17 protein-coding genes are annotated in these 18,962 nt (G+C 70.1%); 10 read left to right on the top strand and 7 right to left on the bottom strand.

Translation table 11 applies throughout. The annotated features are described in order from the left end of the window. Nucleotides 1-193 precede the first annotated feature (193 nt). Nucleotides 194-1,177 carry an NAD(P)-dependent alcohol dehydrogenase gene (locus AC5L38_RS08650; protein WP_495242227.1) on the top strand — a complete coding sequence of 328 codons (984 nt, stop codon included), beginning with the start codon at nt 194-196 and terminating at the stop codon, nt 1,175-1,177. 24 nt (nt 1,178-1,201) lie between these two features. Here AC5L38_RS08650 and AC5L38_RS08655 read toward each other — a convergent pair whose 3' ends face one another. Together AC5L38_RS08655 and AC5L38_RS08660 are read right to left on the bottom strand one after the other, a co-directional pair. Continuing rightward, nucleotides 1,202-1,756, bottom strand: a complete 555-nt coding sequence (locus AC5L38_RS08655) for a hypothetical protein (protein WP_495242228.1) — start codon at nt 1,754-1,756, stop codon at nt 1,202-1,204. A 119-nt stretch (nt 1,757-1,875) separates the two neighbouring features. After that, nucleotides 1,876-2,583, bottom strand: a complete 708-nt coding sequence (locus AC5L38_RS08660; RefSeq protein WP_495242229.1) for a hypothetical protein — start codon at nt 2,581-2,583, stop codon at nt 1,876-1,878. On the opposite strand from AC5L38_RS08660, the gene AC5L38_RS08665 reads away from it, so the two are divergent. The 3 genes from AC5L38_RS08665 to AC5L38_RS08675 all read left to right on the top strand — a co-directional run bounded on the left by AC5L38_RS08665 (nt 2,546) and on the right by AC5L38_RS08675 (nt 6,334). Then, on the top strand, nt 2,546-3,955 hold the full coding sequence (locus tag AC5L38_RS08665; RefSeq protein ID WP_495242230.1) for a hypothetical protein: 1,410 nt from the start codon (nt 2,546-2,548) through the stop codon (nt 3,953-3,955). The two genes, AC5L38_RS08660 and AC5L38_RS08665, sit on opposite strands and share 38 nt — an antisense overlap. Nucleotides 3,956-4,378: 423 nt before the next feature. Continuing rightward, complete coding sequence (locus AC5L38_RS08670) at nt 4,379-5,311, top strand: RNA polymerase sigma factor (protein WP_495242231.1); 933 nt, start codon at nt 4,379-4,381, stop codon at nt 5,309-5,311. Nucleotides 5,312-5,419: 108 nt separating this feature from the next. Continuing rightward, nucleotides 5,420-6,334, top strand: a complete 915-nt coding sequence (locus tag AC5L38_RS08675) for an alpha/beta fold hydrolase (protein ID WP_495242232.1) — start codon at nt 5,420-5,422, stop codon at nt 6,332-6,334. 134 nt (nt 6,335-6,468) lie between these two features. On the opposite strand, the gene AC5L38_RS08680 is transcribed toward AC5L38_RS08675, so the two are convergent. Next, on the bottom strand, nt 6,469-7,122 hold the full coding sequence (locus tag AC5L38_RS08680) for a hypothetical protein (RefSeq protein ID WP_495242233.1): 654 nt from the start codon (nt 7,120-7,122) through the stop codon (nt 6,469-6,471). Nucleotides 7,123-7,176: 54 nt separating this feature from the next. Between AC5L38_RS08680 and AC5L38_RS08685 the strand changes: the two genes are divergently transcribed. Beyond that, nucleotides 7,177-7,899, top strand: a complete 723-nt coding sequence (locus AC5L38_RS08685; protein WP_495242234.1) for a MerR family transcriptional regulator — start codon at nt 7,177-7,179, stop codon at nt 7,897-7,899. 187 nt (nt 7,900-8,086) lie between these two features. Here AC5L38_RS08685 and AC5L38_RS08690 read toward each other — a convergent pair whose 3' ends face one another. Then, nucleotides 8,087-10,690, bottom strand: coding sequence for a PA14 domain-containing protein (locus tag AC5L38_RS08690; RefSeq protein ID WP_495242235.1), 2,604 nt, complete (start codon nt 10,688-10,690; stop codon nt 8,087-8,089). Between the two features lie 536 nt (nt 10,691-11,226). On the opposite strand from AC5L38_RS08690, the gene AC5L38_RS08695 reads away from it, so the two are divergent. Then, entirely contained in the window at nt 11,227-12,009 is a 783-nt protein-coding gene (locus tag AC5L38_RS08695) for a neutral zinc metallopeptidase (RefSeq protein WP_495242236.1), read from the top strand. A gap of 27 nt (nt 12,010-12,036) precedes the next feature. Here the strand turns inward: AC5L38_RS08695 and AC5L38_RS08700 are convergent, their stop codons facing one another. Continuing rightward, entirely contained in the window at nt 12,037-12,867 is an 831-nt protein-coding gene (locus tag AC5L38_RS08700; protein ID WP_495242237.1) for a hypothetical protein, read from the bottom strand. 385 nt (nt 12,868-13,252) lie between these two features. Here AC5L38_RS08700 and AC5L38_RS08705 point away from each other — a divergent pair, with 385 nt between their 5' ends. Continuing rightward, nucleotides 13,253-14,167: a DUF6891 domain-containing protein gene (locus AC5L38_RS08705; protein WP_495242238.1), complete on the top strand. Its 915-nt coding sequence runs from the start codon at nt 13,253-13,255 to the stop codon at nt 14,165-14,167. Between the two features lie 82 nt (nt 14,168-14,249). Here the strand turns inward: AC5L38_RS08705 and AC5L38_RS08710 are convergent, their stop codons facing one another. Beyond that, a complete protein-coding gene (locus AC5L38_RS08710) occupies nt 14,250-15,140 on the bottom strand; it encodes an NAD-dependent epimerase/dehydratase family protein (RefSeq protein WP_495242239.1) in 891 nt (296 codons plus the stop codon). A 190-nt stretch (nt 15,141-15,330) separates the two neighbouring features. On the opposite strand from AC5L38_RS08710, the gene AC5L38_RS08715 reads away from it, so the two are divergent. Then, nucleotides 15,331-16,182 (top strand): helix-turn-helix transcriptional regulator, encoded by an 852-nt coding sequence (locus tag AC5L38_RS08715; RefSeq protein WP_495242240.1) that lies wholly within the window; start codon nt 15,331-15,333, stop codon nt 16,180-16,182. Nucleotides 16,183-16,385: 203 nt separating this feature from the next. On the opposite strand, the gene AC5L38_RS08720 is transcribed toward AC5L38_RS08715, so the two are convergent. Next, nucleotides 16,386-16,919: a CGNR zinc finger domain-containing protein gene (locus AC5L38_RS08720; protein WP_495242241.1), complete on the bottom strand. Its 534-nt coding sequence runs from the start codon at nt 16,917-16,919 to the stop codon at nt 16,386-16,388. Between the two features lie 105 nt (nt 16,920-17,024). Here AC5L38_RS08720 and AC5L38_RS08725 point away from each other — a divergent pair, with 105 nt between their 5' ends. Together AC5L38_RS08725 and AC5L38_RS08730 are read left to right on the top strand one after the other, a co-directional pair. Further along, nucleotides 17,025-17,783, top strand: coding sequence for a class I SAM-dependent methyltransferase (locus AC5L38_RS08725; protein ID WP_495242460.1), 759 nt, complete (start codon nt 17,025-17,027; stop codon nt 17,781-17,783). A 118-nt stretch (nt 17,784-17,901) separates the two neighbouring features. Further along, a complete protein-coding gene (locus AC5L38_RS08730; RefSeq protein WP_495242242.1) occupies nt 17,902-18,759 on the top strand; it encodes a PD-(D/E)XK nuclease domain-containing protein in 858 nt (285 codons plus the stop codon). Nucleotides 18,760-18,962 lie beyond the last annotated feature (203 nt).

The following is an 18,962-nucleotide window of genomic DNA, read 5'->3' on the forward strand; positions in this document are numbered from 1 at the left end:
CGGGCGTACTTTCGCCTGATGAGTCGCTCGCGCGGGGCTTCTACCGTGATTCTCGTGGCCCGGGACAGCCCCGGCGCCACCTGGCCGGCGACGCCACCGATCCACTCCACCGGCACCGGCCACGACGCCGACCCGTGAGCATCGCGGGCTTCGGCGACCCCCGCACCCACCCGCGATGGATGAGGAGAACGCGTTGAAGGCATTCGTTCTGCGCTCTTACGGCTCACCCGACGTCCTCGATCTGACGGACGTCGACAAGCCCGTTCCCGGTGACGACGAGGTGCTCGTCCGGGTGCGTGCCACCTCCGTCAACCCCTACGACTGGCACAACATGAGAGGCGAGCCCTATGTCGCGCGCCTGATGGGCGGCCTGGGGCTGCGCGCCCCGAGGCTTCGCGTCCTGGGCGCCGACGTGGCCGGGCAGGTCGAGGCGGTCGGGGGGAACGTGACGGGATTCCGCCCCGGCGACGAGGTGTTCGCGCTGCTCAAGCAGGGCGGCTTCGCCGAGTACGTGTGCGTCCGGGAGGACGAGCTGGCGCCGAAACCGAAGAACCTGTCGTACGGGCAGGCGGCGGCGATGCCGATGGCGGCCGTCACCGCCCTGCTGGGCCTGCGCGACGACGGGCGGATCCAGCCGGGGCAGCGGGTCCTCGTCAACGGCGCCTCGGGAGGGGTGGGGACGTTCGCCGTGCAGCTCGCCCGCGCGTTCGGCGCGGAGGTCACCGGCGTCTGCGGCCCGGGGAACGTGGAGCTGGTCCGGTCGATCGGCGCCCACGAGGTCGTCAACTACGCCAAGGAGGACTTCACCCGGGACGGGCGGCGCTACGACCTCCTGCTGGACATCGCGGGAAACCGCCCGGTGTCGGCGTGCCGTCAGGCGTTGGCTCCCAAGGGGGCCCTCGTCCTCGTCGGAGGACCGGGCGGCCGGTGGGCGCAGCCCCTCGGTCACATCCTCTCGGCCCTCGCGACCTCGCCGTTCGTGTCCCAGCGGACGGCCAGGACGGACACGACCCGATGCGCGGAGAACAAGAGGAACCTGATGACGCTGACCGAGCTCGTCGAGGCCGGGAAGGTCACCCCGGTCATCGACCGGGACTACCCGTTCGAGGAGACCCGGGCGGCCGTCAGGTACCAGGAGGAGGGGCACGCGCGGGGAAAGGTCGTCATCACGCTCTGAGACGACGGGCAGGATCACGCATGCCTAACTCGCCGCGGGTTCCCCCGTCTGGGGGAGGTACGGCAGGCGGGCCGAGCGATAGAGCGTGACGATCAGGGCCGCGACGGCCACGAACCAGGCGACGGCCAGGACGGGGCCCAGGTCGGCGTAGCCGTACCCGGCCAGCATGCCGAGTGCTCCCAGGCCGACGACGGCCCAGCGCAGGATGTCGAGGAGGACGACCCTGGAGACGTCCCCGCCGGGACGGATCCGCCTGATGACGGCGTCGACGGACAGCCACACGGTGATCAGGGCGCCGGCCGTGCAGGCGATGCCGACCCCGTGCTCGATGGGGGAAAGCGTCAGGAGACCGTTCGAGGGCGCGCCGGACACGACCATCGCGACGAGCGAGGCGCAGAGCGTGGCGATGGCGAAGACCCTGGCCCGGTCGAAGGGGTCGCCTGCGGACCGCTGGAGCTGAGACAGCCCCAACACGCACAGGCACCATCCGATGGGGTCGAACAGCAGGTCGAAGCCGTTGATGCGAAGGGCGGCGAAGGCGAAGAGGAAACCGGTGGCGATCTTCGCGACGGGCAGCATGCGTCACGACCTCCCAAGCTTGTCGTTGTCCCTGTCCCTGTCCCTGTCCCTGTCCACGTCCACGTCCACGTCCACGTCCACGTCCACGTCCACGTCCACGTCCACGGAAGGGTTGACCATCAGGGCCAATCCGGGCTCACCGCGTCGTTGCAGACCTTGCTGGCGACACCTCGCTGCCAGGCGATCGGCAGCCTCTCCTCGGGTCCCGTCAGCTCCCATGAGCCCCACGTCACCTCCGCCGACCCCGAGACCATCCAGGTGCTGTAGGTGAAGCTGACCGGCTGGGGCTCGCGTGGCACCGCCGCACAGTCGGTGATGACGACGCTTCTCCTCAGGGTCCTCAGGTCACCGCTTCCCAGGGTGACCGAAGAAGGCTCCTCTTTCGCCTCGTCGGCGGGCAGCAAGCGGATTCCCGGTATTTTCGCCGAGATGCCGGTGATGGTGAAGGGGACCATTCCATCGTTTTCAAGCTCGATATGCAGGGTGGCGGACAGGACGCCATTCTTGTCCACCTTCCCATGGAGGAAGAAACCGTTGACGCTCCACTGGATGTGCGGATTTATCGATCCCGACCACCACAGGACCGACCCGGCGACCACCAGAGTCAGGACAACGGACACCGCACTTTGCAACAGCGACCGCGTACGCTCGGCACGCCACGTGACAACACCGAATTGCTGCCATATATCGCCTGAAGTCACGATGTAGAACCATATACGGTGATATCTCGTGACGACACCCTCAATAATTTTCTGGTTGGCCGTGGTGACGACCGTGCTGGCAGCGGCTGTGCCGGTCACATCGGAGCGGCTCACCAGATTCGCCACACTGGCCGGCCTTTCCGTCACAACGGCCAACGCCCAACAGGTCATCGACCATTTCACCGGCCTGCGCCGATGGCGGCTGATCACCCTCGCCGTCGCCGTCCCCCTGGCCTGCCTGACCGGCGACCCGTTCTATCTGGTCTTGGGCTGGTGCGCCGTTTCCGTCTTCCGCGGCGTACGGTCATCGGCCCGGGGGTCGCGCCCCCACGACGACACGGACGTCTACCGGGGAGCATGGCTGCTCGGCCTGGGCGCTTCCGTCGTGACGTGTGGTTACCTGCTGATCGACGAGGGGGCCACTCCGGCACGTCTGGCCCATGCCGCCATCGTGATCATTGTGGCGGTGGCCGTACGACTCGCCGCCCGGAACCTGACCGCCGAGCCGACGCCCGAGGCGACGGACGAGCCGACGCCCGAGGCGACGGACGAGCCGACGCCCGAGGCGACGGACGACGCGGCCCGGACCGTGTCGGTCATTCGCCGATGGTCGACACGGACCCTCTACCTCGCGGGAACCGCGATCGTGCTGTCGGGCGCGGTCCTCTCTCCCTGGCGGCCGCCACAGCGGGAGCTGCCCGAATACTCGATGCCGACGTCGTTCCCGAGGTACACGGCCGAGTTCACGACGGTGGACGAGTACAAGGGGCCCGCCTGCCCGTGGATCGACGAGGTGGACGACCCCTGCCGGTCGTGGCTGGTGAACGGAGAGCCGTTCCCGCAGGCCGCGCCGTACGTCATCAGGACAGGCGGGGCACCTCGGCGGGCGCCGTTCGTGCGCAGCCCCGACAAGAAGGCCGTCGTCTATCTGGACAGGCACGATCGCCGGATGGTGTACCAGGACGCCGACGGCGTACACCACCTCACCGGCAGCCTGGCCGACACCGAGGTGCCCACCCCCACGTTCGCCGCCCAGAACAGGTACGTCGCCCTGACCAAGGACGGCGCGCGGATCACCGACACCAGGGCCTGGACCACGTTGTCGATCCCCGGTGCTCGGAAGGTCCACGACCTCAACGAGAGCGGGATCGTGGTCACGACGGCCTCCGAGGTGCTCGTGCTCGACCATCGGGGAAGGACACGGATGAGCCTTCCCCTCAGGAAGATCGAGGACGACGCCCCCGAGGACACGTACCACCTCCGGCCGGACGGAAAGCGCTTCGTGGCCATCCGAGGCCACGGGGTGAGTGTCGAGACCTTCGACCCGGAGACCGGCGGGCGTCTGTCCGGCGTCACCCCCACGTTCCCCGGCGACGACTTCCTTGAGATCGGTCTCGGCTGGTCCGAGAAGGGCCCCTTCCTGGTCCGCGGCTACCAGAGCGAACGTGTCTACTACCTCGAACTGGCGACGGGCAAGCTCTGGAGACGTGACAGGTGAACCACGAACAGCGGGTGTCCGGAGGCCGGAAGCCGGTCGGACCCACGGGGTCGTGTCTCCTGAGTCTCTCCTGAAGCCCCGCGGCGGCCCTTGATGCCGCTTCTCGTGAAGACGCCGCCGATGACGGGCGAATCGGAGGTCACGGCCGCTCACGGAGAACGGGAGCGGCGCACGCGGCGAACGGTCCGCGGGGGCGGGCCACCCGGCGGACCCCGCCGGCTCCGGCGCATCCGGCGCATCCGGTGCATCCGGTGCATCCAGCGCCCCGACGTATGCTGGGCGACTGTGCGGGACTGAGCGCGGACGATCGACGATCATGGATTCGACCGCCACCACCTGCGGGATCGCGGCCACGAGCGGCATCGGCCGGACCCCGGGAGCGGCCGGGGAGGCCGGGGCGGCCGGAGCAAGAGGTGAACCAGCATGACCCCCAACGGGATCTCGGACCCGGAACTCACCCTCGGCGCCCAGGCCGGGGACGTCGCGGCGCTGGGGCTGTTGCTGGCGCGCCACCAGGCGGGCATGCGCGCGGTGGCGCTGAGCCTTCTGGGACACGGAGCGGACGCGGACGACGCCGTGCAGGACGCGGCGCTGGTCGCGCTCCGGCGGATCGGCGACGTCCGGGACCCCGCCGCGGTGGGGCCCTGGCTGCGGATGATCGTCCGCAACGCGTGCCGGACGCGCCTTCGGGCCGCCCATGACACGCGGTCCCTCGACGAGCTGGTGCTGCCCTCCCCGGACGCGACCCCCGAGCAGGCGCTGGAGCGGCACGCGCTGCGCGACTGGGTCTGGCGCGCGATCGAGGAGCTGCCCCCGCCCGTCCGGATGGCCGTCATGCTGCGGCACTTCAGCGAAGGCGTCACGTCCTACCGGGAGATAGCGGCGGCCTGCGGGGTGCCGACGGGCACGATCCGCAGCAGGCTCAGCCAGGGGCGGGCCAAGATGGCCGAGGCCCTGCTGGCGACCGCGGAATCGGCGCACGGCGACGCCGCCGAGCTGGCCGCGGCCAGCCGCAGGGAGGCCCTGGAGACCCTGGAGGCCGCCGCGCGGGGGAAGTTCGCCGAGGTCCTGGCCGAACGCTGGTCTCCGAAGGTCGCGCTGCTCAGCGGGCCGCGCCCGATGATCGGGCGCGAGTTCCTGCTCAGGGGGATGGAGGGCGACCTGGAGGCGGGGGTACGCCAGTACCTCGCCAACGTGGTCGCCGGCCGTGACATCGCCATCTGGGAGATGGACATCGCCAACCCGGTGGAGAACCCGGAACACTGCCCGCCCGCGGTGACCTGGCTCATGTCCCTCGACCAGGGCCGGGTCCACCAGCTGCGGCTCTACCACCCGCAGCCCTCCGGAAACGCCTGAGAACCCGCGTCCTCCCCTGTGACCACGATCACAGGGGCCGGATCGAACTTACCCGCCGCCTCCGCGTCCTGTCGGTGTCAGTGACGACACCACACGACCGGAGATCCCATGAACGCCCCCGCCACGAACCCGCTGTCACCCGGCACCCACACCGTCGACCTGGACGGCGTCGTCCAGCGCTACCACGTACACGGCACCGGGCCGGTGTGCCTGGCGCACTCCGGCGGCCCCGGAGTCTCCTGGGAGTACATGCGGATGCCCGAGCTGGAGCGGCACCTGACCATGGTGTACGTGGAGCCGATCGGCACGGGCGGATCGGGCCGCCTCGAGACGCACCCCAACGGTTACACGCGAGACCGCTACGCGCGGGCCCTCGACAGCCTGATCGACCACCTCGCGCTCCCGAAGGCACATCTCCTCGGCCACTCGCACGGCGGCTTCGTCGTGCAGCACTACGCCCTGCGCCACGCCGACCGTCTCGCCGGGATCATCCTGTACGACAGCGCGCCGGTCACCGGGGCCGAGCACTTCGCCGAGGCCATGCGCAACATGGAGGAGTTCACCCGGAGGAACGCGGGCAACCCCGAGCTCCAGCGGGTCCTCGACGCCTTCCGGTCGATTCCCGCCATCTCCGACGACGAGGAGTTCACCGCCACGATCCGCGGGCTGCTCCCGGCCTACTTCGCCGACTACTGGGGCCGCGCGGAGGAGTTCGCGCCCCTGCGGGCCACGGTGAGCGGCTCGCACATCTCGGGCCTGGACGAGCACCTGGTCCCCGACGTCATCGACGACCGGGAGCTGCTGGGGTCGATCACCACGCCGACCCTGGTGATCGTCGGCCGGTACGACGTCATCTGCGGGGTGCGCTGGGCGCACGAGCTCAACAAGCTGATCCCCGGCTCCGAACTGCTCATCCTGGAGAACAGCGGCCACTTCGGGCACATCGAGGAGCCCGAGGACTTCACCCGGGCGATCGCCGCCTTCGCCGCGTCCACCGCGCCCACCGCGCCCACCGCGCCATGACGGTTCACCACCGCGCCGCGAGAGTCCCGCGGGCCTGTCACGGCGCGGTGGTGAACCGCCGGAACCGGCCGGGAATCAAGAATCGGGATCGGGAATCGGGGATCGGGGATCGGGGATCGGGGATCCCGGGGCGATCACCCGCCGCGCAGCCATCGCCCGCCCAGCACGCCGAACCACAGCATGACCGGCAGGTGAAGGGCGTACCCGAGCTGCTCCATCGCGACCGACGGCCCCCTGACCCCGGTCGTCCAGGGCAGCGTGACCGCCGCCAGCCCCAGGAGCGCGACGATCGCACCGGCGCGGCGAAGTCCCGTGGGCATCGGGACACCGGCCGCGGTGGCGGCGGTGGCCGCGACCCACAGCAACCCGGCGAGGTTCACCGTCCACTTGGCGGTGAGGAGTGTCGCGGTGGCCGCGGCGGCGGCCCCGGGGACGGCGGTCAGCTGGGTCAGCGCCAGGTTGCCGGCGTCGTGGAGCATGCCCGCCAGCCCGGCGGCCGCGAGCAGCCCCCCGGCGAGCACCACCGGGTGCGGTCTGGGCGCCCCGGCCGAACCGGCGGCCATCACCAGCCCCGCGGCGGTCAGCGCCAGCCAGCCCAGCACGTCGAGGGCGAGCTCGGCCAGGTGCGGGCCGACATGCTCGCCCACCGCGGCCAGCGCGGCGGCGGTGTCGGAAGGATTCAGGGTAAGCCCCGATGGCACCGCGACGGCCGCACCGGCGACCATGGCGGTGAGCGAGCTCAGCAGCAGTACACCGGTGAGCCGGTTTCCAGGGTTCGAGTCGGTCATGGACGGTGACGGTAGAACCCTGACGCAGGGGCAAGGTCAACACGAGGGGTCGAGATGTGGCGGATCGGACAACTGGCGCGCATGGCCGGCGTCTCTGAACGCACCCTGCGCCACTACGACAGAACCGGCCTGCTCGCGCCCGCCGCGACGGACCGGGTCACCGGCTACCGCTGGTACGGCGTGGCCGAGCTGTCCCGGCTCGAACGCATCCGCGCGTTGCGGCGCCTCGGCCTGCCGCTGCGCCAGATCGCCGACCTGCTGGAGGCTCCCGAGGCACAGCTGCGACAGGCCGCGGCCGAGATCCTGACGGGCATCCGGCGGGACATGGCCGCCCTGGCCGCGACCGCCGCCCACGTGGAGGACCACCTCGCGACGCCGATGTCGATCCTGCCGCGGCAGACCACGGTGGGCCCGCGCCACCTGCGCGTACACCGCCTGCGCCTCGACCACCCCGCCGGGCTGGCCGCCGTCTGCCCGGCACCGCCCGCGACCCTGCTGACCTGGCTGCGCCGGCACCCGACCGGTGGATTCGACGCGGCGGTGACCGCCGGCCGCGACGGGGAGCGGCTCGTCCTGCCCGCCCGCACCGTCGTGCGCGCCGTCGTCCCGCCCGCGACCGGAGTGGTCCGGGCCGGGCAGGAGCTGTTCGGCTGGCTGGAACGCCACCACCTGGACGTCGCCGGTCCCACCGTCGAGGAGCACCTCGTGGACGCCGACGGCGCGCGGGCCACCGTCCTGGAGATCTCCGTGCGCGAGGGTTCGGCGTCGCTCGCGTGACCGCCCGCGAGGTGACGAGGGCGGGGAGGAGTCGTCCGGTCGACGTCCCCGCCCCGCCCTCCGATCGGAAAACCCGTCCTCCGGTCAGAGGAGTCGTCCGGTCGACGTCCCCGCCCCGCCCTCCGATCGGAAAACCCGTCCTCCGGTCAGAGGAGTCGTCCGGGCGATGCTCCTCCCCGCCCTCCGGTCAGCCGCAGGCGGGCGAGATCGCGCCGGTGAGCGCCCGGTTGGCGTCGCGCACCCGCTTGACGTCGGGCTTGGTCACGGCCCTGTCGTAGGTCATCAGTCCGTTGATCTCGGTCTCGACGTCGGTGGTCTGGGTGTAGATCGCCGCGCTGAGCCCGTCGCAGGCGTGCAGCCTCTCCAGTTCCCTGTTCATGGCGACGTACCGCGTGGTGAGGGCCTCGGGGTCGGGCTCGGTCGCGTAGCCCCAGCCGCCGCCGTTCCAGGTGTGGCCGATCACCGGCAGGGCGAGCCCGCCGTACTCGCCGAGCACGGACGCCCTGGTGGCGCTCGGCCGGCCGGGACCGCCGGGCCCCGGGTAGATGTGGTAGTCGGCCACGTCGCCGTTGCCGCCGTCGACCGCGCCGCAGCAGTTGATACCGCTCATGTTGTTCACCAGCCGGGAGGGGTCCCAGCCCTTCACCTGGTCGGCGAGCCTCGCCTGGTCGTACTGGCCCCAGCCCTCGTTGAGGGTCACCCACATCACGATCGACGGGCTGCTGCGGTGCTGGTCGACCATCTCGCGCATCTCGGCCTCGAACTGGGCGCGCTCGGCCGCGTCCGAGGTGCCGAACATCGACGGCATGTCCTGCCAGACGAGCAGCCCGAGCCTGTCGGCGTGGTGGTACCAGCGGTCGGGCTCGACCTTCACGTGCTTGCGCACCGCGTTGAAGCCGAGCCTCCTGGTCTCCTCCAGGTCGTACCTCAGCGCCCTGTCGGTCGGCGCGGTGTAGATGCCGTCGGGCCAGAACCCCTGGTCGAGCGGGCCGATCTGGAAGACCGGCTCGCCGTTGAGCAGGATCCTGGTCCTGCCGTCCACCTGGCCCGTCGAGATGGTGCGCATCCCGAAGTAGCTCTCCACCCGGTCGGCGCCCCTGAGCTCGACGGTGAGGTCGTAGAGGAACGGGTCGTCCGGCGACCACAGTTTCGGGTTCGGGACGGGGAGCCGCAGCTCCGTGCCGGCGGGTCCCGAGACCCTGCCGACCACCCGGCCGTGGTCGCGGGCGGTGACGACGGCCACCCGTCCGGCGGCACCGGAGGCCGCCACCGTCACCTTGAGGGCCTGCCCGGCCACGTCGGGCGTGGTGTGCACCGCGTCGATGTGCGCCCTGGCGACGGGCTCGATCCACACCGTCTGCCAGATGCCGGAGGCGGGGGTGTAGAAGATGCCGCCGGGGTCGAGCCGCTGCTTGCCGACCGGCTGACGGCCGGTGTCGGTCCCGTCGGCGACGCCGACGACGAGTTCCTGCTCGCCCTTGGGCTTGAGCGCGTCGGTCACGTCGACCGTGAACCGGTCGTAGCCGCCCTTGTGCGTGCCGACCCGCTTGCCGTTGACGTAGACGGCCGACTCCCAGTCGACGGCGTCGAGGTGCAGCAGCAGCCGGTCCTTCTTCCAGGACTGCGGAACGGTGAAGGTGCGGCGGTACCACATCCGGTCCTCGTGCCTGCCGATCCCGGAGAGGGTCGACTCCACCGGGAACGGCACGACGATCCGCTCGGCCAGGTCGCGGCCGGACGGGACCGCCTCGCCCGCCTCGGCGGCGGCGAACTGCCAGACGCCGTTGAGGCTGCGCCACCTGTCCCTGGTCAGCTGCGGGCGGGGGTACTCGGGCAGCGGGTCGCGCGGGTCGACGTCCTTCGCCCAGCGCGTCCGCAGGGTGTATGTCGAGTTGTTGATCACCAGCGCGTGGGCGAAGGCCTCGAGCGGCGTGCCGTCGGCCCGGGCGATGCCGCCCTGGCCGTCGTAGGAGGCGCGTACGGCGTCGCCCGCCCGGCCGGGGACCGCGAATCCGAGCTTGAGCCTTATCCTCGTCCCACCGTCCAGCGCGGCCGACGTGACCGGCCACCTGGTCCCCGCGACGGTCAGTCCCAGGTGCTCGTACGCCCCGGCGGGCAGCGGCCTCAGCCGGACGTCGCCGAAGTCGAGCGTGACGGTGTCGCCCCCGGCGCCGACCGTGGCGCCGACCGGTCCCGGCGGGTCGAAGCCCTCGGGCAGGAAGAACGCCCCGGCGGGCACGATCTCCCTGGCCTGGCTCGGGCTCTGCCAGCGCAGCCGCAGGTGGGCGCCGCCGAAGTGCTCGAAGTACTCGATCCTGATGTCGTACCGTCTCCCTGCCTCCAGGGTGATGGGGGTACCGACCTGCTCGACGTCCCAGTCGTCCACCCAGTGGTCGATCACCACCTGGCCGTCCACCCAGAGCCGGAAGCCGTTGTCGCCGATCATCGAGAACGTGTACGTCTCGGAGTACTCGGGCTCGATCCGGCCCGTCCAGCGGACGGCGACGTCGTCCTCCCGGCCGGTGAGGTCCTTGAGCACCGGGTTCAGGTCGGCCAGCTCGATGGCCGGGTCGACGACCGTGGCCTTGAGCTCGGCGAAGTCGAACGTCCCGGGAGCGGAGTTGAGGTGGTAGTCGCCGCGCAGCCCCGGCCGCCCGGCATCGGCCGAAGCCGAAGCCGGTGTCGAGGGCGAAGCCGATGTCGAGGGCGAGGCCGAGGCCGCCGGAACCGCGACGACCTGCAGGGCCAGGGCGAGGATCATGGTCAACAGGAGGGAGGTTCGTCCGCGCATACGGTGATGCCTTCCTGGTCACAATTGAACAGATGTCGATCCGTTGTGACCTACAAGAAACATCCCTGACGATCCGCGGTCAAGGTATCTGATCGAATTCGTTCATATTCGGTCAGAGATGACCTCGGGTGCGGCCCCGGACGCCGGTCTCCCCCGGAGGAGCTTCGAGCGTCACCGGCGACTCCCCGAGCAGGCCGGGTTCGGGAAGGTCCTCGGCCTCGACGACCAGGCCTTCGGGCAGCGGCTCGACGGCACCCTGGCGCCCCGGCCGGCGAGGCGCGGCGACGTCTCGGATACGAACCTTCGGTTCCCCGCGCGAGGCCGTTCGGGCAGGAGGGTGAACGCGCCTGCGTGCCGAGGCCGTGTGCCCGGCGGGCGTATGCGGGCCACCGTCCTGCGCGTCTTCTTACGCCCGCGCCCGCGCTTCCCGGAAGGGTTAAGACAGCTCAGGATTCTTTACGGGAAGTGCGCACCTTCCCATGGAAGTCGGACTTTAAGATTTCTTAGTAAGGTTCGCTGGCATGCGTACCCTTTTCGTGGCATTAGCGACCGTCGCACTTGTGAACATGCCCCTCACCGGGACCGGAACCGCGAACGCGGGCTCGGCGAGACCCGTGCCGACCGGCACCGCCGCCTTGACCGGAAACCCGATTTACAAAACCGGCAAGTTCATCCCCCAGACCTGCGAGGAGCCCGCACTCCGGGGCGGCGATGTCGAAACCGTCCAGGGTTATGCCGAGAGCATCGCGGCCTGCCTCGGTAAGGCGTGGCAGGCGCAGTTGAAAAAGGCCGGGATCCCGTTCAGCAAACCGAAGGTCAAGGCCACTCTCGGGGACCAGGTCAAGACCCCCTGCGGGGTCTACCGTCCGGGCGACACGTTCGGCCTGTACTGCCAGAGGAACGGGACCGTCTACCTGATGGTCACCGATTACGGCGTGAGGGGCGAGTTCGAGTCGCCGCAGATGCTCGAGAGCATCTCCATCGCGTACAGCTACCACGTCCAGCGGCTGATCGGCGTTCTCGCCCAGGAGGCCAGAGCCGCCAAGAAGCTGCCCAGGGCAGGGGACCTCGCCCTGAGCAGCAAGGTCGCGCTGCAGAACATCTGCTTCGTCGGCGCCTTCGCCGGAAGCGTCTGGGACTCCCTGGGCGACACCAAGAGGCCCGGCCACGAGTCCTTCCTCAACCGGGAATTCATGGACAGCGACACCAAGGGGAACGGTACGGCGAAGAACCGGATTTACTGGATGAAGCGCGGTTTCGACGCCCAGTCCCCCGGCGCCTGCAACACCTTCAAGGCCCCCGCGTCCAGGGTGGCCTGACCCCGGCGGCGGCGAGTTCCCTCCGGCCTAACCCCGGCCGCCGCCGCGGACGGTCGGCTCACGGGTCTTCATGTTCTCCACCGTGCCCGCCGGAGGCGCCTTGACGCTCACCCGGCTCCCCCACCCGGTGTAACGGGTTTCGACACTGTACTGCCCGCTCTCCGTCGTCACCGCCCTGCTGGAGTGGGTAGTTCTCGGATAGACGGTGACGAGTCGCTGGGGGAGCCGATCGGCGCCCAGGGTGAGCCTGAAGCGCAGCACCGCAGCCTTGTCATCCTCGGACAACCCGATGAAGTTGGCGTTCCGCAGCCAGGGGGAGACCTTCTCGAGCGCGCCGAAGCTGATCGTCCCCGAGTAGGTGCGGCCCGTTCGCTTCCCCTTGTTGATCAGGGCCTTCAGGGTCGCCGGCTCGGCCGCGTTCACCAGCTGGCTGTGCCAGCCGGTGAGGCCGGCGCTCATGCCGCGCGGGTGCTTGATCCAGGTCTTGCCCTTCGACGGCGCCCAGGCGCCGCCGGAGTAGTAGCTGGTGGTGCCGATCCTGATCGTCCGCTCCGGATCGGTGATCCTCCAGATCATGTTGACGGGTATCTCGGCCTCGTCGACGGTGCGCCTCGTGGTGGTGTCCGAGGCGACGATTCCGGTCCTGCCGAACTGGAAGGAACCGGTGCGCTTGAGGAACGACGTGTTCCCCTCGAAAACCACCAGGGTGGTGACGTCGGTGAACTTCACCCCCTTGCCCGCGGCGAACCGGCTCTTCAACGCCGCGACCGGATCCGCGGGAGCGGCCTGGGCGGGCGTCACGGCCACGAAAGTGGTAGCCGTGGCCACGGCGACGCACGCGATCACTCGCTTCACCATGATTTCCTCTCAACCTGATATGGAGGGGAAATCCTGCCGGACCTTGATCACGATCAAGTCTCGGCATTCCGGTGACATCGAGCCGCCTCGACCCGGTGGCGGTACCTGTCACGGAGCCGCCCTGAACGCACCGGGCATCCGGGTTCGCGATCGCTTCGGGGTCGTCCACCGAGATTCATGTCCCGACGCATGGAGACATGGCCATCACCACGAACATCTTCCGCCCACGGGCCGACGGGGCCGACCGGGCCGACTTGATGACGTTCCCGCAGGTGGCGCCACGCCGGAGGCCGGTCCGACCGGCCACGCGAGCCGCCTGCCCGGCGGGTGCCCTCCTCCCCTCCGCACTGGCCGTCCGCCCGTTCCCTGTGCCAGGGTGACCGGCATGTTCGCGATCACCGTACTGACGGAGGACGGCCACCGGCACGTCCGGGCGAGCGCCGGGAAACTCGCCGAACTGGTCAACCGATTGGGCGAGGACAACAGGTTCCTGGTCGTCCAGCGGATTCCCGACCTGCCTGAGGTGTTCATCCAGGTGTGGCACGAGGACGGCGGCGACTACACGCTGGAACACCGCGACGGGGCACCCGACCGGCACTTCCAGGCGGTGTTCGACGGACCCGAGCCGGTGATCGCGGTCATGGCCCGCTGGGCGCGCTCGGAGGACGAATGGGACTCCGGACCGGACTGGACCTCGCTGGACCTGGCCCCGCCCGGACCTCCGCCCCCTCTCGAACTCGACAAGGACGAGAGCGAGGCGCTCGACGCGCGCCTCCGCGAGGTGATCGTGGGCGGCTACGCGACGCGGGCGCAGCTGGCCGAGATCGCACAGGACCACCTGGTGTCGGGAGACCGCCGGCCCGTCTCCCCGGAGCAGGCACGCCTGCTGGTGGACCGGATGTGGCTGGAACGCGTCCGGGAACAGGCCTCCTGGCAGGGAGAGACGGACCCGGAACGGCTCGGCCGGGCCTTCGCCGCCCTGGCGGCCACGGGCGTCACGGCGAGAGAGAACTTCACCTGCTGCCGCACCTGCGGCCAGGCCGAGATCGCGGCGGCGGGCTCACCGGACGCCCGGGGCTATGTCTACTTCCACAGCCAGTGCACGGACTCGGCCGCGGCCGGACACGGGCTGACACTCCTGTACGGCGGGTTCGACGGCTCATCCGACACGACGGCGTCCATCGGACGGGAGATCGTGGCCGCACTCGGGGAGACCGGCCTCCCGGTGGAGTGGAACGGCGACCCCTCGCGGGCCATCACCGTCGTCCCCCTCGACTGGCGCAGACGCCTCGTCGGCTGAGCGCACGCACCCGGCCACACCTCGTTCGTACGTCTCGGACGGGGTCCGGTGACGGCAGACCCCTTATGAGAGAGCGGGCCGATCAGGCCGGTGCCTGCGCGTAGGAGCCGGACGTCAGGTCCTCCAGGAGGTCGGGGGCGGCGGGGTTCCAGCCGAAGAGCTTCCGGGCCCGCGACGAGTCCAGCGGCGACGAGCTGGTGAGCGTGGCGGCGAACGATCCCAGTACCTCGGCCGCCTGCTCAAGGGTGATCGACACGGCAGGGGCACCCGTGAGCTCGGCGACGGCCTCGGCGATCCGCCGCATGGAGGTCCGTTCGCGCCCGGCGGCGTTGACGACGACCCCGGGCGTGGGGCGCTCCAGCATGGCCAGGTACAGCTCGGCGAGGTCGTCGACGTGCACCGACGACCACTCGTTGGCGCCCTCCCCGATGTAGGTGACCACGCCCTGCTGCCGGGCGGAGGCCACCATGCTCTGCAACAGCCCGGACCCACCCCGGCCGTAGACCAGTGAGGCCCGGATCACCATGCCCGTCACGTGGCCGGCGTCCAGGACCTGCCGCTCACCGAGGATCTTGTACGGCTGCGGCGAGGTCCGCGGGTCGACGGGGTGATCCTCGTCCACCGTGACGCCCCGGGTGTCCGGATAGACCAGGCCCGTACTGGTGTAGAGGAACGTCCCCCCCGCGCCCAGTCCGGCCAGCAGCGCCCCCAGGGCGTCGTGCTCGATCTCGCCCATCTCCGGATGGATGTAGTCCACGGCGGTGTGGACCACGGCCTCGGCATCGGCGGCGCCCGCGCGCAGGACGTGGAGGTCCCGCAGGTCGCCGGCCACCGCCTTCGCGCCCAGGTCCTCGACCCGCTCGCGAGCCTGATCGGACCTGGCCAGGGCGGCCACCTCGTGGCCGGCCCGGACGAGGTGCTCGGTGACGACCCCGCCGAGATAGCCGCTCGCGCCGGTGATGAAGATACGCATGGGTTTGACGCCTTTCCGTGGTGATGTGACCGCCGGCGCCAAATGGCTTCCGGAGGGCTGGGGGCCGGGGAGTCCGGCCCCGGGTCCCCCGCCGGTCGCCGGCAACCTCACCATCGCGCTCCCCCGGCCCGCACAGCCAGGGACCGGGAGTCCGTGGCTGGGGTCCGGCGCCGGGACATATGGTCAGGACATGGACAAACGTGCTCTGGCGGAGTTCCTGCGCGGCAGGCGCGAGCGGGTCGACCCCTCGGACGTGGGTCTGCCCCGGGGGCCCCGGCGGCGCACGCCGGGACTGCGGCGCGAGGAGGTCGCCCAGCTCGCCTACGTATCGGTCGATCACTACACCCGGCTGGAACAGGCGCGTGGCCGGCATCCGTCGCGGCGGGTGCTCGACGGCATCGCCCGCGCGTTACGCCTTTCCAGCCAGGAGCGCTCCCGGCTCTTCCACCTGGCCGGGGAGAGAGACGAGAACCCGGACGTCGGCCCGGCGCGTGAGGTGCAGCCGAGCACGCTGAACCTGCTCGACCGCCTCACCGACGCCGCCGCGATCGTCGTCGACCAGACCTGCAGGGTGCTGGCCTGGAACCCGCTGGCCGCGGCGCTGTTCGAGGACTTCTCCGCCCTGGCCGGGCAGGAGCGCAACATCATCTGGCGCTACTTCCTGCACCCGGACCCGGAGCAGCGGTACTACGGCATGGGCAGCCCGGAGCGGTTCGTCGTCACGGCGGTCAGCTACCTTCGCATGGCCGTCACCCGCTATCCCGACAACCCGGAGCTGACGTCCCTGGTGGACGAGCTGATGGCCGGAAGCGAGGAGTTCGCCCGCCTGTGGAACTCCCACCAGTTCCACATCGAGCGTCACCTGCGCCAGACCGTACGGCATCCGCAGGTCGGGCCGATCGAGCTGGACTTCGACGTCCTGACCGTTCCCGACCAGGAGCAGCAGGTGGTCATCTTCACCGCCGCCCCCGGCTCCTCCGCCTACCAGTCCCTCCAGCTCCTGAAGGTCATCGGCACCCAGCGCATGACCGTCGACAGCTGACCCACGCGCACCGGCCCGGGGTCGCGGAAAGGAGCCGCGAGGCCGGGCCGACGCACGCCGGCCGGGCTTCGCCGGTGGTCAGGGCCCGGCGGTGCGGAAGACTCCGGCCCCGCCGTGGCCGCGGGAACGGCCGGCCTCGTACCCGGCCTGCCAGGTGCCCCGGCCCCCGCGGTCCGTGACCGGCGGCCGTCAGGAGCGCGCCTTCACGGGCCCTTGCCCCTGGCGCGGAAGGCCGCGGTCTTGACGCGGTTCTGGCAGGTGGTGCCGCAGAACCGGCGGGTGCCGTTTCGGGAGACGTCCACGTAGACCCGGTCGCAGTGCGGCGCCGTGCACACGCCGAGACGGTCGTGGTACTCGCTCCCCAGCACGATCGCGAGACCGGTGGCACAGCTCGCCGCCCAGTCGCCCGTCATGGTGCCCCCAGGGCCGTGGAAGTGCAGGTGCCACGGCTCCCCGTCGTGGCGTTCGAGCATCGGCCGGGCCCGGCTCTCGTCGAGAAGCTCGTTGATCCGCAGGGCGGCGGCGTCGATGTCCCCCGTCGTGACGGCGTCGAAGACCACGCGCAGCCGCGCCGCGATCCCGACGAGCTCACCGGCCTCCGCCTCGGTGACCTCCCGATGGCCCGGGTAGCCGGTACGCAGGCCCTCCGTGGCGGCGGCGGCGAGATCGCGCGGCGGCGGGAAGTCGCGGCCCCGTCTCTCTCCCGGGGTCAGCTCGTTGACCAACCCCACCGCCACCCGAACGATCGCATCAGCGTGACTGTTGAAATCCACTTGACCGGTTACATCCTCGCGTTCTAGTTTGTAACTGTCACAAGCTTAGACGACAGTTACAGGGAGATGATGGTGCTCACCCACGATGCCGCACTCGAGTGGATCGCACGCTGGGACCGCCAGCAGGAGGGCTACCTGCCTGACCGCGAGGAGCGCTTCACCGCGCTGATCGACGCCGTCGAGGCGACGGGCCGCCCCGATCCGCTGGTCATCGACCTCGGCTGCGGACCGGGCTCGCTGTCCGCCCGCCTCCTGGAGCGGCTTCCCGAGGCGACAGTGATCTCGGTCGACGCGGACCCCCTCCTGCTCGGCCTCGGCCGGGCCGCCTACCCGCATCTCACCTTCGTCTCCCTCGACCTGCGCACCCCCGGATGGACCGAGTCCCTGGGCCTGAGCGGGCCGGCCGACGTCGCGGTGAGCACCACCGCGCTGCACTGGATCTCCGGGCCGGACCTCCGGAAGATGTACGCCGAGCTGGCGACCGTGCTGCGTCCGGGCGGGCTCCTGCTCAACGGCGACCACATGGAGACCGACGACACCACTCCGGCCATCGCCCGCCTCGAACGCGCCGTGCACGACCGGGAGACCCGGCGCGCGTTCGCCGGCGGTCACCCCGAGGGCTGGCGCCAGTGGTGGGAGGCCGTCGCCGCGGATCCCGACCTCACCGAGCTCCACACCGCGCGCACCACCGCGGGCGCCGACCACCACGGCTCGGAGTCCTCCCTGCTCTCCGAACACGTCGACGCCCTCCGCGGCGCCGGCTTCACCGAGACCGGCACCCTCTGGCAGCGCGGCAACAACCGCCTCCTCTGCGCCGTCCGCGACTGATCCGGCCACCGCTCATCGTCAGGTGACCCGTGAGCCCTGTTGCCACACTTGATAACCGTCGATCAGATAGAACTCGAACACCCCCGGACTGGGAGGGGCACCGCAGTAAGATCGTCAGGTGACGAGAAGGGCACTCGCGAAATTCACCGATCTGATCAGTCGCGCCGACGCCTTCGCCGATCCGGCAAGAGAGGTACAGAACGAAGCCCGGAACGGTCGAGAAGACCTTCTCCGTCAACTCGCCGACGAATACGGCACATGGTACGCGGAAGCCCTGGCCGTCATCCCGTCCGATCACGTCGAAGCCTTCCGCAAGGAATATGACGGAGGATTTCCGAACTACAAGATCAAGCACTTCCTGCAGGCCGGACTTGAGCTCAACAAGATGTTCGCGGAGCTGGCCGCCCAGGGAGCGATACCCAAGTGGTTGTATCCGGTCAACAGCGCTTTTCTCGCACCGTTGTCCGAGCAAAAACAGATTCTGCGGAACGCTCTGGTCAGCACGGGAGGACGTTCCGGAGTCCTGGCCGCCCTCGACACTCTCGAAGACATCTTTCGGAGGCTTCCGGTCGCCCTGGCCGTTCTGCGCCTGGACGTCCGCGGACGCCCGGGCGTCGTAGTCAACGACGAGTACGACCTGCAGCGGATCGTGCATGCCGTTCTATGTTTGCACCATCTCGATGTTCGTCCGGAAGAGTACGGCCCCAGCAGGGCAGGCGCGCATCCCCGTCTTGACTTCCTTCTCAAGGAGGAGCGGATCGCCGTGGAAACAAAAATGACGCGGAACAGCCTGGGACCACGGCGACTTGGGGACGAACTCGCCCAGGACGTCATGCGCTACCGGGCCCATGACCACGCGGACGCATACTTCGCCCTTGTGTACGACCCGGAAAAGCACATTCTCAACGTCCCTGGCTTCGAGCGAGACTTCCCCGTGGACACCACGTTCCCGGTCCGTGTGGTCATCGTCCAGTGAAGAGAGATCAAACAGCTCCGTGGAGGTTTCCAGTGGCTCCGTTCGATACGGAGCCACTGGAAAGGTGGCCGAGAACATGATGCTCACGCCGTGGGCAGACGGCTCCTCGCCCACGGCCGACATTCACCGCCGATCACGGCTTGATCTTGTGCCGACGTTTGACGGTCATCAGTTCACTCGCCAGAGGGCGCGACGCCTGCCGA

It is taken from the genome of Streptosporangium nanhuense (genome assembly GCF_059358815.1).

Excerpts from the sequence above, each read along its gene's own strand:
- AC5L38_RS08655 (WP_495242228.1), bottom strand. The coding sequence starts at position 1,756 with ATGCTGCCCGTCGCGAAGATCGCCACCGGTTTCCTCTTCGCCTTCGCC.
- AC5L38_RS08690 (WP_495242235.1), bottom strand. The coding sequence starts at position 10,690 with ATGCGCGGACGAACCTCCCTCCTGTTGACCATGATCCTCGCCCTGGCC.
- AC5L38_RS08715 (WP_495242240.1), top strand. The coding sequence starts at position 15,331 with ATGGACAAACGTGCTCTGGCGGAGTTCCTGCGCGGCAGGCGCGAGCGG.
- AC5L38_RS08725 (WP_495242460.1), top strand. The coding sequence starts at position 17,025 with ATGGTGCTCACCCACGATGCCGCACTCGAGTGGATCGCACGCTGGGAC.
- AC5L38_RS08700 (WP_495242237.1), bottom strand. The coding sequence starts at position 12,867 with ATGGTGAAGCGAGTGATCGCGTGCGTCGCCGTGGCCACGGCTACCACT.
- AC5L38_RS08710 (WP_495242239.1), bottom strand. The coding sequence starts at position 15,140 with ATGCGTATCTTCATCACCGGCGCGAGCGGCTATCTCGGCGGGGTCGTC.
- AC5L38_RS08670 (WP_495242231.1), top strand. The coding sequence starts at position 4,379 with ATGACCCCCAACGGGATCTCGGACCCGGAACTCACCCTCGGCGCCCAG.
- AC5L38_RS08680 (WP_495242233.1), bottom strand. The coding sequence starts at position 7,122 with ATGACCGACTCGAACCCTGGAAACCGGCTCACCGGTGTACTGCTGCTG.
- AC5L38_RS08675 (WP_495242232.1), top strand. The coding sequence starts at position 5,420 with ATGAACGCCCCCGCCACGAACCCGCTGTCACCCGGCACCCACACCGTC.
- AC5L38_RS08685 (WP_495242234.1), top strand. The coding sequence starts at position 7,177 with ATGTGGCGGATCGGACAACTGGCGCGCATGGCCGGCGTCTCTGAACGC.
- AC5L38_RS08705 (WP_495242238.1), top strand. The coding sequence starts at position 13,253 with ATGTTCGCGATCACCGTACTGACGGAGGACGGCCACCGGCACGTCCGG.